The sequence below is a fragment of the Gemmatimonas aurantiaca T-27 genome (genome assembly GCF_000010305.1).
GTDB lineage: Bacteria > Gemmatimonadota > Gemmatimonadetes > Gemmatimonadales > Gemmatimonadaceae > Gemmatimonas > Gemmatimonas aurantiaca.
The window spans coordinates 4,435,101-4,449,513 of sequence record NC_012489.1 but is presented as its reverse complement, the minus strand read 5'-3'; the positions used below and the strand labels follow the sequence as shown (position 1 = coordinate 4,449,513).

At 63.3% G+C, this 14,413-nt stretch carries 7 protein-coding genes; 1 reads left to right on the top strand and 6 read right to left on the bottom strand.

Annotated features, from left to right (window positions below):
- The first annotated feature begins 7 nt into the window (after nt 1-7).
- Nucleotides 8-8,341, top strand: a complete 8,334-nt coding sequence (locus GAU_RS19295) for a GH36-type glycosyl hydrolase domain-containing protein (RefSeq protein WP_015895592.1) — start codon at nt 8-10, stop codon at nt 8,339-8,341.
- A gap of 22 nt (nt 8,342-8,363) precedes the next feature.
- Here the strand turns inward: GAU_RS19295 and ccoS are convergent, their stop codons facing one another.
- From ccoS to GAU_RS19265, 6 genes are read right to left on the bottom strand one after another with little or no spacing between them, the layout of a single operon-like run.
- Entirely contained in the window at nt 8,364-8,540 is a 177-nt protein-coding gene (gene ccoS / locus GAU_RS19290) for a cbb3-type cytochrome oxidase assembly protein CcoS (RefSeq protein ID WP_015895591.1), read from the bottom strand.
- Nucleotides 8,537-11,071 carry a heavy metal translocating P-type ATPase gene (locus tag GAU_RS19285; RefSeq protein ID WP_015895590.1) on the bottom strand — a complete coding sequence of 845 codons (2,535 nt, stop codon included), beginning with the start codon at nt 11,069-11,071 and terminating at the stop codon, nt 8,537-8,539. The genes ccoS and GAU_RS19285 overlap by 4 nt, the downstream gene beginning before the upstream one ends.
- A complete protein-coding gene (locus tag GAU_RS19280; protein ID WP_015895589.1) occupies nt 11,061-11,849 on the bottom strand; it encodes a sulfite exporter TauE/SafE family protein in 789 nt (262 codons plus the stop codon). The genes GAU_RS19285 and GAU_RS19280 overlap by 11 nt, the downstream gene beginning before the upstream one ends.
- Entirely contained in the window at nt 11,849-12,355 is a 507-nt protein-coding gene (locus GAU_RS19275) for a FixH family protein (RefSeq protein WP_015895588.1), read from the bottom strand. The genes GAU_RS19280 and GAU_RS19275 overlap by 1 nt, the downstream gene beginning before the upstream one ends.
- A complete protein-coding gene (gene ccoG / locus GAU_RS19270) occupies nt 12,352-13,788 on the bottom strand; it encodes a cytochrome c oxidase accessory protein CcoG (RefSeq protein ID WP_156799149.1) in 1,437 nt (478 codons plus the stop codon). The genes GAU_RS19275 and ccoG overlap by 4 nt, the downstream gene beginning before the upstream one ends.
- Nucleotides 13,785-14,411 (bottom strand): cbb3-type cytochrome c oxidase N-terminal domain-containing protein, encoded by a 627-nt coding sequence (locus tag GAU_RS19265; RefSeq protein ID WP_015895586.1) that lies wholly within the window; start codon nt 14,409-14,411, stop codon nt 13,785-13,787. The genes ccoG and GAU_RS19265 overlap by 4 nt, the downstream gene beginning before the upstream one ends.
- Nucleotides 14,412-14,413: the final 2 nt, after the last annotated feature.

The following is a 14,413-nucleotide window of genomic DNA, read 5'->3' as shown; positions in this document are numbered from 1 at the left end:
CGCCGACATGCGATGGTTTCCCGGGTCGATTCGTACCCCTTCACTGCGCACCAATGCCAGTGAAGAGTTGCTCGCAGGGCCGATCAGAGGCGATCTGCTGGGTGCGGATCACCTTGCAGCGCGAGCCCGGGAGATCGCACGCCATCAGAAGATCGTCGCGGGCCGAAGTCCGCTGCGGCCCGCCAGGTTACTGGAGCGGCTCGCTCAGACCCGCGAAATTCTGGCCACTGCCCGCAATCGATTGATTCTTTCGGCAGCGACAGAAGTGGAAGGTGATGCAGCAGGCGATTGGTTTCTCGACAATTACCATGTGGTGCAAGAGCAATTGCAGGCGGTGCGGAGCAGCCTGCCAGGTGGATTTTACCGCGAGCTGCCGGAGCTGATGTCTGGCCCACTGACCGGCTATCCGCGTGTCTATGAAATGGCGATTTCGCTGATCTCGCATACCGAAGCGCGATTGACACCCGTCAATGTGGATCTGTACGTCGAAGCCTTTCAGGGCGTGACGCCACTATCGATTGGTGAATTGTGGGCCATACCGGCCATGTTGCGCCTGGGGCTCATCGAAAGTGTGCGCCGCATGACACTGCGAACGGTGATGCGTCTGGACGAACGAGCCCGGGCCACCGCTGCCGCCGATCGTATTCGTGACGCCAATTCGCTTGGTGGTCCGCATGTGCGCCTCGCGCTGCAGGAGTTTGCCGAACAGGATCACGCACTGTCACCGCACTTTGTATCACGATTTCTACAACTGCTTCGCCAGACTGAAGGGGCATCCATCGCTCTGGAATGGCTCGAACACTGGTTGCACGACGCCGGTGTGCCTCCCGCTCAGGTTGTGGCCGAATCGACGCAGCGACTGGCCCTGACGCAGCGTGTAATGGCGAACAGTATTACCAGCCTGCGTGAGGTCGGCCTGCGCGACTGGCGAGTATTCGTCGAACAACAGAGCGCGATGAATACGGTGTTGTGCGCAGATCCCGATGGGACCTATCCCACCATGGTGTTCGCCACGCGCGACCACTATCGCCATGTCGTGGAGCGCATTGCCAAGGCGACTGGTCGATCCGAAGTGGCTGTGGCGACGCGTGCCGTCGAATTGGCGCATCAGGGCATCCGCACATCGGTTCCTGGTGAGACCCCACCATACGGGCACGTCGGCTACTATCTCGTCGATCAGGGGCTCGAGGATCTCGAACGATGGGCCGGCTACCGACCCACGTTCCGGCAACGCCTCCAACGCTGGGCCTATCGCGCACCGAATGTCGTGTTGATCGGCGGACTCACGGCGTGCACCACTGTTGCCTTCCTGGCAGTCCTGCTCATGCGCGGACCGCCGACGGTCGAACCGATCTGGTTTCTGCTGTTGCTGGTCGGACCGTTGGTGGATCTCGGGCTCGTGCTCGTACAGCAAGTGATCATGGCCGTCCTGCCCACGCAGGTGCTGCCTCGTCTCGATCTTCGAATGTCCGGTGTCGCATCCGCGCACCACACGGTGTTGGTGATGCCGACACTCTTCGGAGATCCGCGTGATGTACAGCGGGCGCTGGAACGCCTGGAAGTGCAGTTTCTGGCAAACAGTGACGCCCCTCTGCACTTCGCGTTGCTCTCCGATTTCATGGATGCTCCACAGGAGACCATGCCGGGGGATACGGCAATTGTCTCCACGGCAGAGCAGGGAATTGCCCGCCTGAATGCGCAGTATGCCACCGATGGCCCCGCACGTTTCTTCCTGTTGCATCGCGCGCGTCAATGGAATGCCAGCCAGGACACCTGGATGGGCTGGGAACGAAAGCGTGGCAAGATCCACGTGTTCAATCGCCTGCTTCGCGACGGTGATCGTTCGGGATTTTCGCTGATCAGCGAAGATGTCTCGGTGCTTCAGGGCGCGCGGTTCGCCATCACCCTGGACGCCGATACCATGTTGCCACAGGACGGCGCGGCTGCGCTGATCGGCACCATGGCCCATCCGCTCAACCGGGCCGTGTACGATGTGTCGCGGCACTGTGTGCGGCGTGGATTTGGCATTCTTCAGCCGCGGGTCGGGGTCTCGCTACCCAGCGCGCACGCCTCGTGGTTCGCGGCGATCGCGTCGGGACAACCCGGCGTGGATCCCTACTCCACGGCCAGCTCCGATGTATATCAGGATCTCCACGGCGAGGGCAGTTACACCGGCAAAGGGATCTACGATGTCGAGATCTTCGAGCGTGTCACGGAAGGCCGCTTTCCGGAGAACGTGTTGCTCTCGCACGATCTGCTCGAAGGCAACTATGCCCGCGCCGGGCTTGCCAGTGATGTCATTGTCTACGACGACTTTCCGTCTACCTATCTCAGCTACAGTCGTCGCAAGCATCGGTGGATTCGCGGAGACTGGCAGCTCCTGACCTGGCTGCGCGCAACGGTACCCGGTCCGGCTGGACGCGAACGCAACCGATTGTCGTTCCTCGCGCGCTGGAAGATTGTCGACAATCTGCGTCGTAGCACAATCGAGATCTCGCAGATGCTGCTGCTGTGCGTGGCGTGGGCCGTGTTGCCGGGATCATCGGTGTACTGGACGCTGCTCACTCTGGCACTGGTGATCGCACCGTGGGTGGTGGCACTGGGTTTTGCGCTGCTGCGGCTGCCGCGTGATGGAGCCTGGCGTGAACACTATGCATCCATAGGGCAGGATGCTTGGATCGGCGCCCGGCAGGCGTTCATGACGATCGTCGTACTGCCACATCAGGCATGGATCTCCGCCGATGCGATTCTTCGCACGCTCTACCGCGTCTGCATATCCCGCCGGCAGCTGCTGGAATGGCAATCGGCAGCACTCGTGGAACAGCAGGTGATCGATGTCCCTCGCGAGAGCCGCCGGGCTTTCCGTGTCGTCACGATGTTGGTCGTGCTTATCGCGGTGAGCATCACCGGGGCCTCGATCCGCACAATCCTGCTCACGAATGGAGCATGGTCCACGCTCCTGCCGCTCGTGTTGTCCATGTGGCCCTTGGTGCTGCTGTGGCTCAGCGCGCCATGGTTCGTTGCACACTGGAGTCAACCACTCGTCACCGACCGCAGCCAGCTCTCTGATGAAGAGCGCGCCGACGTGCAGCGCTATGCAGAGCAGCACTGGGCGTTCTTCGATCGATTCGTCACGGCCGAATCCCATTGGTTGGCCCCAGACAACTTTCAGGCAGATCCTGCACCCGTGGTGGCCATGCGCACATCACCCACCAACATCGGCTTGCAGCTCCTGGCGACACTCAGCGCGCACGACCTCGGCCTCATCACCGTTGACGATGTGGTCGAGCGACTCGAACGCACTTTTGCCAGCATGCACCGCCTGCAGCGCTATCGTGGGCACTTTCTCAATTGGTACGATCTGAAGGATCTGGCGCCGCTGCCGCCGGCCTATGTCAGCACCGTCGACAGTGGCAATCTGGCGGGACATCTCCTGGCGGTGCGTCAGGGATGCCGACAGCTCGCGGCCGAACATCCTGCACTGGCGCCGCGTTTACGCCGGCTGGCAGGGCAAGCGCGTACGTGGGTGATGGAGATGGAGTTTGGCTTCCTGTACGATCCGTCACGGAAGCTGTTCACGATTGGCTTTCACACGGACACGATGGCCAATGACGACGCGTTCTATGATCTGCTGGCGTCGGAAGCCCGGTTGGCCAGTTTTGTGGCGATCGCCAAGAATGATGTGCCGGTGGAGCACTGGTTCCGCCTGTCCCGTCTGCTGACCCATGCGCGAGGAGCCACAACGCTGGTGTCGTGGAGCGGCAGCATGTTCGAGTATCTCATGCCGCTGCTGGTCATGCGATCGCTGCCCGGCACATTGCTCGACCAGACGTACGATGGCGCCGTCGAACAACAGCGTCGGTATGCACGTGCCAAGGGCACCCCGTGGGGGATGAGTGAAAGCCTCCACAACGTGCGTGATCATGAACAGACATATCAGTACCGGGCGTTTGGTGTGCCCGACCTGGCGCTGCAGCGTGGTCTCGGACGCGATATCGTCGTAGCGCCCTATGCCACCGCCTTGGCGGCGCTCGTGGATCCACGCAGAGCACTGGCCAATCTTCGGACATTCGAAGCCATGGGTGTGCTCGGGCCCTACGGGTTCTTCGATGCACTCGACTATACCAGGCCGGCACCCGGTGAATCGTTTGATGCGGTGCAAGCCTGGATGGCGCACCACGTCGGCATGACATTGGTGGCTCTGACCAACGTGCTTCGGTCCGATATCTGGGTGCAGCGGTTTCACGCGGATCCTCTTGTGAAGGCCGCCGAGCAGCTGCTGCATGAACGGGTGCCGCGCGTGGTCGTGAAACGCACGGCGGAGCCTGGACTGCAGGATGCACCGGAGCGCGCCGAACTCGCCGAGCCGTCCGTGGCCCGTGTCGTGGATACCACCAACGCATCCATGCTCGCTGCAGCGCCACGCGTCGCGCTGCTCGGTTCCGGCTCCTACACCGTGATGTTGAACCACAGTGGCAGTGGCTACAGTCTCCACAACACGATGGCGGTCACCCGCTGGCGCGCAGACGCCACGACTGATGACTTGGGTCAGTTTTTCTATCTCAAAGACCTGACCACCGGACGATTGTGGTCTGCGGGCGCGGCCCCTCTTGGACCGTCGGTGGAGAGTTCGTCGGCGTACATGGCGCTCGATCGTGTCTCGCTGCACCGGGTCGATGGCGAGATCACCACCCAGACAGAGATCACCGTCATGCCGGGTGACGCCGCTGAAGTCCGGCGTATCACAATCACGAACACCGGGCGGACGTCGCATGACATCGAACTGACCAGCTACAGTGAGATCGTCATGACGTCGGTCGACACCGACCGTGCACACCCCGCCTTTTCCAATCTGTTTGTCGAAACGGAATGGCATGCATGGTGTTCGGCCATCACGGCCTACCGCCGGCCCCGGTCGCCGTCGGACCCTGCCCGCTGGTGTGTGCACCTCGTGGACGATGGCCCTGATCGGCTTGGCTCCGTCAGTTGTGAGACCGATCGTGCTCGCTTCATCGGACGCGGACGGTCCGTGCGGAATCCCGCAGTGTGCGACGACAGTGGACCGCTCTCTGGAACAACCGGTGCAGTGCTCGATCCGATCATGGCCTTGCGGACACATGTTCAGGTTCCGCCCGGTCAATCGGTGAGTGTGGCGTTCAGTACTTTTGTGGCCGACAGCCGCGAGGCCGCGTTTGCGCTGGCCGATCGGTACCATGCGGCACACGCGGCACAGCGTGCCTTCGATATCGCAGCAACGGTGACGCAGATCGAGTTGCGGGAGCTCGATCTCACCGCGTCACAGGCTGCACTCTTTCAGGATCTGGCGACCCAGCTGCTCTTCGGGCGAGGCAGTCTGGCTCCACCGGCCGACGAACGCTGGCGCAATCGTAGCGCGCAGCCATCACTCTGGGTACATGGCATCTCCGGTGACTTGCCCATTGTGCTGGCCACGATCGACAGCATGGCGGGGCTCGCCACGTTGCGTGAGTTGTGCATGGCACATCACTACTGGCGCCGGCGCGGCGTGTTGGTGGATCTCGTCATTATCAACGGCGAACAGCACGGCTATCAGCAGGAACTACGCGACGCCATCAACGATGCGATCGCGTCCTTCGGCGACAGCGCTTTCATCGATCAATCGGGTGGCACCTTTGTGCGCCGCCGCGATGGCCTGACGAGCAGCGACTACCTGATGCTGTCGGCGACGGCGCGCCTGCAGGTCCCGTGTGACGGCCGTTCCCTGCAGCGCCTGCTCTCCGTGGCAGACGTACGTGCCACGGGCAGCACGGTGCCCAGTGGCAGCGACCGCGGAGCGCTGGCTACGATCGTGTCGGCCATCAAGCCACTCGTTGAACCACTCCTGCCTGCGCTGGTCCACACCCCGCCGTCTGCATCAGCGCCCACCTTGGCATTGTCGTTGCCACCTTTGCGTTTCGATAACGGTATTGGCGGGCTGGACGAAGATGACAGCTATCTGATGCGCGTCGATGCACAGCACCTGCCGCCAGCTCCATGGATCAACGTGATCGCCAATCCTCGTGGTGGCTGCATCGTGTCGGAATCCGGAATCGGATGCACATGGGCTGAGAATGCACACTTCTTCCGCCTCACGCCGTGGCACAACGATCCCGTGAGCAATCCGATCAGCGATGTGCTGTATCTGCAGGATGAGGAACGGGGAGATCTCTGGTCCGCGACGCCGGCCCCGGTAAGTGGGGTGGGGGAATATCGTGTGCGTCATGGCACGGGTTCCACCACCTTCGAACATGAACACAACGGTATCGGTACGGAGTTGACGGTGAGCGTGCCGGAGGCCGATGCCGTTCGGCTTTCTGTGCTGCGCCTGACCAATCGGACGGATCGACCACGGCAGTTGGTGGTGACGGCCTTTGTGGAGTGGGTCCTCGGCGCACATCGCGATATCACGCAGCACCAGGTGCGCACGCGCTATGTGCGTGACGAGTCCTGTCTCATGGCCGGGAACAGCTTCGATCCCGCGTTCATGGACTGGGTCGCATTCCTCGGCGTCAGCGAGCCTGTGACCAGCCACACCGCCGACCGGGCCGCGTTTTTGGGTGCGCGAGGAAGTCGCCGCGATCCGCTCGCGTTGCGGCAGGGAGATTTGGACGGCAGGACGGGTGCTGACCTCGATCCCTGTGGCGCGTTGCAGATGCGCGTGACACTGGCCGCTGGTGAAACGCGGGACATCGTCGTGCAGGTAGGCGCGGCTGCATCGGAGGCCGAGGCACGGGTGCTGCTGGCGCGATATCGCACCCCATCGCTGGCACGCGACGCGATACAGCATGTGCAAACGGCATGGACAAACCGGTTGGGTGTCATACGTGTGGAAACACCGGAATCGTCATTCGATGCACTCATCAACACCTGGATGCTCTACCAGACGACCTCGTCACGCCTCTGGGCGCGCACGGGGCTCTATCAGAGCAGTGGCGCCTATGGGTTCCGCGATCAGCTGCAGGATGCGATGGCGCTGTTGTACGCCGAGCCGGCGCTGGCCCGTGCGCAGATCCTCCGGGCTGCGGCCCGTCAGTTCACCGAGGGGGATGTGCAACACTGGTGGCATCCGCATACGGGCCGTGGCGTACGCACCCGATTCTCCGATGATCTGGTGTGGTTGCCGTATCTCGTCGACCACTACGTCCGCGTGACGGGCGATTCGGCGATCCTCGATGTGGTCATCCCGTTCCTCGCGTCCGAACCGCTCGCCCCTCATGAACATGAACGCTATGAGTTGCCCGCAGTCAGCACGGAGGTCGCAAGCCTGTATGACCATTGCCGCCGTGCACTGACGCGTGCTTGCACACACGGCGCGCATGGCCTGCCATTGATTGGTACCGGCGATTGGAACGACGGACTCAATCTCGTGGGCGCTGAAGGACGGGGTGAAAGTGTCTGGCTCGCGTGGTTTCTGATCAGCACTCTGCGCACCTTCGCCGATCGTGCCGAGACTCGTGGTGACACGGCGGAGGCCAGCCGCTTCCGGGATCAGGCGAATGTGTATGTGGAGGCCGTGGAGACCCACGGTTGGGACGGCGCATGGTATCGCCGGGCGTACTACGACGATGGCACGCCGATCGGCACGGCGTCCGACAGCGAGTGTCGCATCGATTCCCTCGCCCAGAGTTGGAGCGTCATCTCCGGTGCGGGGCAACCAGAACGGCAACGGCAGGCGATGGAATCGGTGCAGGCCCTGCTGGTTCAGCGGGACGCCCGTCTGATTCAGCTGCTGTCACCGCCGTTCGATCAAGGCACGCGCAATCCGGGATACATCAAGGGCTACCTGCCTGGAGTGCGGGAGAACGGCGCTCAGTATACGCATGCGGCGCTCTGGGTCGTGATGGCCACAGCCCTGCAGGGGGATGGGGACCAGGCCTTCGCGCTCTTTCAGCTGCTCAATCCACTGACCCATGGCGGGTCACCGGCTGGCATGGAGCAATACAAAGTGGAGCCGTATGTCGTGGCGGCCGATGTCTATACGGCGGCGGCGCAGCATGGGCGCGGTGGCTGGACCTGGTATACGGGATCAGCAGGCTGGATGTATCGGGTGGGACTCGAACATCTGCTGGGCATCACGAAGGAGGGCAACGTGCTGCGAGTGAAGCCGAACGTGCCGGACGACTGGCCGGGGTTCTCTCTCGTATACCGCTTTGGCGCCGCGCAGTATGAAATCGAGGTGCGCGGTCCCTCGGCCATTCGCCAGCACGGTGCTCGCACCGTGGTCGATGACGCACTCTCAGGAGATGGTCGAATCCTGCTGATCGACGATGGTCGGCGCCATCGTGTCGTGATCGATGGCAACGTGCCGACGGGTTCTGCGTGAATGTACCAGTGACTTCACGCCCTCAGGTTTTCTCGCGCGATCCCTGAGGGCGCGAGGACGCGCCTTCATCATGCAACATGCGCACGGCCGGTGTGTCGAGATCATCGAACTGCCCGCTGCGTGCACTCCAGACAAACGCCAGGACCGCACCACCGACGACCAACAGGGCAAGGGGCAGGACCAGGAATACGACACTCATGCGGCGACCTCCAGAACGTGTGGCGCCGCGAGTTCGGTGCGCGATCCGCGGGGCGGCGTTCGATCTTTGCGGGGAAAGCTGAAACCATACCACGAGCCCAGCACCACGGTGATCGAGCTGGCGGGCATCAGGATGGCAGCAGCCAATGGTGTGAGCAGGCCGAACATGGCCATCGAGGCACCTACCACATTGTACGCGATGGACAGCGCGATGTTGCGACGGATCACCCGCAGTGTGCGTCGTGAGCCATCGGTGAGTTCCACCAATGCCGACAGGTCGCTGCGCGTGAGATAGACGTCGGCGGTCGCAAGGCAGGCTTCTGCACCACCCTGCACGCCGATGCCCACATTGGCGGCCGCGATGGCAGCGGCATCGTTCACACCATCGCCCACCATCACCACGCGCCCACGCCGCTTGGCGTCCTCGATGAACGCGAGCTTCTGCTCAGGCGAGGCACCGCCGATGGCCTGGCCGTCTGCAAATCCGAGCGACACACCCACCGTGCGCACCACGTCGACGGCGTCGCCGCTGAGCAACACCGTGCGCCAGCCGTTTGCGCGCAGTGTGTCCAGTGCGGTCCGTGCATCATCACGTACACGGTCACCCATACCGGCCATGGCCACCAACTCGCCATCCACGCTCACATGCACCGGTGTGAGTGTGCGTCCGATGTCGTCTTCGGCACGCAGCGCGGCGGTCATCACATCCGAGGTGGCCGTGAGTGAGGCGGCGACAAATCGCGGCGACCCGACCCGCACCCGATGACCATTGATGGTGCCTTCCAGCCCGCCGCCGACCACATGCTGTGCGTCGATCACGTCGGGCGTGCCCAACGTGGGCCACGCCTGACGAAAACCTTCGGCCAGGGGATGTGACGAGCCGGCTTCGAGCGCCAATACCATGGGCTGCACCCACGCCGGTCCCACCCAGCGTACCAGCGCCGTGCGTCCCTCGGTGATGGTGCCGGTCTTGTCGAACACCATCGTACCCGGGGATGCCAACAACTCGAGCGCATCACCACCCTTGATCAACATCCCGTTGCCGGCCGCGCGGCTCACCGCCACCGTGATGGCCAGCGGGGTGGCCAACGCCAGGGCGCAGGGGCACGTGACGATGAGCAGTGCGATGGCATCGTCGAGCGCGTGTGGCGCGTTGAATGACGCCTTGATACCAAATGTCGCGGCGGCAAGCACCAGCACCACGGCCGTGAAAATCCCGGCGAGGCGATTCGCGGTCTGCACGATGGGGGCCCGACGACGCGCGCTCTCTTCCACCTGATACAACAGCTTGGCGATGCGGCTCGTTTCGCCGGCCTGTTCGACACGCACCTGCAGCGGGGCTTCCACATTGAGCGTGCCGGCATACACCAGTTCACCCGTCTGCACCGACGCTGGGCGTGATTCCCCGGTGAGCAGCGCCGCGTTCACCGTAGACTGACCAAGCACCACCACGCCGTCTGCGGCAAACGTTTCGCCCGCTCGTACATCGAGCGTCATACCCGGCAACAACGCCTCGGCCGGAATCTCCCGCACCGTCCCCTGTTCCACGATACGGGCCGTGCTTGGCGCGATCGCGTGCAACAGTTCGGCGGAATCGGCGGCCAGCCGTTGACCACGTTGTTGCAGAAAGCGGCCCACCAGCAGGGCAAAGATCAACAACGCCAATCCGTCGAAGTAGATCGGACCCGTGCCCGTAATCGTGTTGATGGCACCGCGCACCAGGCCAGCGGCCAGTGCGATGGCGATGGGCAGATCCATGTGCAACGACTTCGTGCGCACCGACGCCCACGCGCCGGTGAAGAACACACGACCCGGCCAGACAAACGCCGGCACCATGAGCGCAAAACTCACCCACCGGAAGAAGTGCGTGAAGCCCGCGTCCATGCCATTCAGTTCACCGGCGTACAGCGCCAGTGCGGCCAGCATCATGTTGATGGCGATCGCACCGGAAATCCCGATGCGCACCAGCATGGCGCGATCTTCGCGGCGGCGCATATCCGCGCGTGCCACGCCGCGGAACGGATGCGGCGGATAACCCAGCACATCGAGTGATCGGGCAATCGCCGACAACGTGATGGTGTTCGGATCCCATTCCACAACGGCGAGGGAGCGCCGCACATCGAGCTCCGCGCGCAGTACACCGGTCTGCAGCAGGGGCACCCGTTCCACGAGCCAGACGCAGGACGCACAATGCACGCCTTCGAGATACAGCTCCGTGCGCGACAGCCCACCGGGTAACGACTGGACGTACAGCGCCGCAAACGTGGGATGATCGAATTCTTCGTAGCTGCGTCCGGACGCCTGCACCGGGGCTTCGCGGCGCTGCGAAAAACCGTAGTAGCTGTCCAGGCCGTGTTCGTGGAGGATGGCAAACGCGGTATGGCAGCCGGTGCAGCAGAACTGATGTTCCGCACTCTCCTGTATCAGTCCGGAGGGCACCGGCAGCGAGCAGTGAGCGCAGAGGGTGGCCTCACCCACCGCGGGATGCGCGGTCCGGATGGTGCCGGCCAAACGCAGGGTGTCAGTGGACATGTGTCGAGCCTGCAGGGTGCGCCGTAGCGGCCGGTATGGCGGAAATTCCAGATGAAGACTCTGTGTGTCGCGCGTCGTGTGACGGCGCACGCAGATGGCCGGCCATCGACCAGAGACCCATCACCAGCACCACCGTGGCGCTCACAAGAGGCAGCCGACGACGAAAGGGCGCCAGGATGGTTTGTGCACCAACCCCGACGGCCACGAGTGCTGGTACGGTGCCCAGCCAGAACACGGCCATCAGCGACATGGCCGACCACACACTGCCCGTGCCGCCGGCCGTGGCCACGAACACATACAACCAACCACACGGCAGCAGCGTGGTGAGAAAGCCTGTGAGCAATGCACGGCGCGCCACGGGCTGTTCACGCACCGCATGCAACACCCGACCAAGCGCCCGCTGCCATACGAGGGGGGCGCGCACGGTCCCCAATGACACCCCGCGTTGTGCGGCCAGAGTGCTGAGCGCCCAGGCGACCATCAACGCACCGGCCACGATGGCCGCACCCTGCTGCACTCCCGCCAACACCCCCAACGCCGAGACGCGCGCACCGATCGCTCCCGCGACGGCACCGAGCGTGAGGTACGACAGCAGGCGACCGACATTGTACAGCGCATGCGCGTGCAACAAACGTGGCGCCGTACCGCCGGCAGCGCCGGTCGGCTCCGAGCCCGCATAAAAACAGACAAAGCCACCGCACATGCCGGCGCAATGCACGCTGCCCACCAGACTGGCAACGAGTACGCCTGCTGCCGTGCCGAGGCCGGTGTCGATCATCAGCGCACGCCGGCCCGTACGGCGGTCACCCGCGTGCTGACCGAAAACCGCGACACTTCGTGCGTAACCGAATCGGCACGCGTCGCATCGATGCGCACCTCCCATTCTCCGGGTGTGTGAATCGGCAACGTCGTGGTGTATGCACCGGGCGCCGTTTCCGGCAGCACGGTGGTCAGCGTGTCGTTGGCCCGCGCGTTGAAGCGCGCCACCACCGAGACGGCCGCCCCAGGCAGCGGGGCGGCATCGGCGCCCTTGAGACGAATCGTCAGACGGGTCGGCTGTCCCGCCACCAGAGAATCGAGCGCGGTTTCCACACCCCAGCCCAGCGCGAGGTTGCGCCGCTCCTGGGCCATGGTGGAGTCGAATGCGACAGCCTTGGCGTAGTAGTTGGGCTCCACCGCGAACGACGGATCGTCGTTCGCGATACGCATGACAGCGATGTTGGCCACGACGGTGGAGCCGAGAATGACGGCCACACCAATGGGCCAACCGATACCTGATTTCACGGTGTACCTCCAGTTGCCGGACCCGAGGGTCCGAGCAGACGATATTTCACGGTTTCCCGATAGCCACGCGGATCACTGACCGTGATGTTCACCCAGCGCTCGCCGCGTACAAAGGCGCGCGGGGGCAACAGCACGAACAGGCTCGTCGTGCGGGTTTCACCGGCGACGATGCGCAGCGGATTCTCGGGGATCACCACCGCCACCTCTTCGGTGCCCACACCCGCATCGGCCAAGCCATCCACCGTGATGGTGTATGCCATGTCGTCGCCACGGCGATTGGTGAGCTTGATACGGACCTGATTGGAGATGCGACCATCACTCTCCGTGGCGAACGGGCCATCGAGGCCGCGCAACACGGTGAGATCGGCGGATTCCTTGAAGAACAACGCAAATCCGAGACCACCCAGCAGGATGGCGAGTACCAGCGGATACAGCACCGTACGCAGGCGCACCAACTGCTTGGGTTTGCCGGCGATCCCATCCTGCGAGGAATAGCGGATCAGTCCCGTGGGCTTCCCCACTTTGCGCATGATGTCGTCGCAGGCATCGATGCACTGCGTGCAGTGCACACACTCCATCTGCAGGCCGTTGCGAATGTCGATACCGGTGGGACAGGTCTGCACGCAGGCGTTGCAATCGATGCAATCACCGGCATTCGGATCGCGGGTCTTGGTGGCGTGCTCCCGCGGCTCTCCGCGCACGTAGTCGTAGGCCACGATCGTCGATTGCCGATCGATCAGGGCCGCCTGCCAACGGCCGTACGGGCAGACGATGAGGCAGGTCTGCTCGCGAAAGTACGTGAAGTTGAACCATACGATGCCGGTGAACACGACCACGAACGCAAAAGCGGTGGGATGGTCGGCCGGCGAATGCAGCATCCAGCGATAGAGCTGATCGGTGCCCACGAAAAACGCGAGGAACGTGTGCGCCACGAACAGCGACATCAGAAAAAACGTGATGTACTTCCCGATACGGCGTGGTGTGAACCACTGGCCTTTTTTGTCGGCCGTGCGGGAGGCGGAGTACCCGCCGTCGAACCAACGTCCGATGGGACGGAACAGGAATTCGAGATACACTGTCTGCGGACATGCCCAGCCACACCATGCCCGCCCAAACAGCGCGGTGACCAGAAAGATCCCCACCACGCCACTGGCCAGCACGAACATGAACAGCAGCGTGTCGGTGGGCAGGAATGTGAATCCGCCCAGCGTGAACTGGCGGCGCGGCAGATCCATGAGGAACACCGGCTTGCCAAAAATCCTGATGTGCGGGGCGAGGAAAAACACCGCCATCAGCGCATAGGCCATCACCCGGCGCCGGTGCCACCACGCGCCGTGCGACGGCTTGGGGCGGATCCAGCGACGGGTGCCGTCTTCATTGAGGGTGGGGAGAACACGTCCCCCCACCCGTGGAGGTGCAGCCTGACTGCTCACGGCGTCACCGGCTCTCCTTGCGGCGCCTTCGGATTGACCGGATTCGTCCCGTGCAACGACACGACGTATGCCACGACCGTCGTGAGTTGCTCGGGCTTGAGGGATTTGCCCCAGGGCGGCATGCCCTTGGCGAGCACACCATCCACCACCGACTTGTAGATATCGGTGCTCTTGCCACCGTGCAGCCAGTAGTTGTCGGCGAGATTCGGTCCGATGAGCCCACCACCATCCTGGCGGTGGCATGAAGCGCAGTACGCGTCGAACGTGGTCTTGCCTGCCGCGACGGCCTTCGGGTCACTCACCAACGCGGCCAGCGCCGCTTCCGACACATCGTTGCCACTCGGCGCCGGATGCGCCGCCGCAAACGCCTTCATGTCGGCTTCGTAGTCGGCAATCCAGCCCTTGCCGGATCCGATGGGGCCGATGTTGAACACATACAGCACCGAGAACACGATCGTGGCCGCGAAGGTACCAAGCCACCAGCGCGGCATCGGATTGTCGTATTCCTGGATGCCGTCGTACGTATGATCGAGCACACGATCCGCATACCCACCCTTGGCCTTCGGCTTGTCGGCCGCCGTCGGGGTCTCGGATTCGTTCTGACGTTCGGGATGGTCCGTCATCG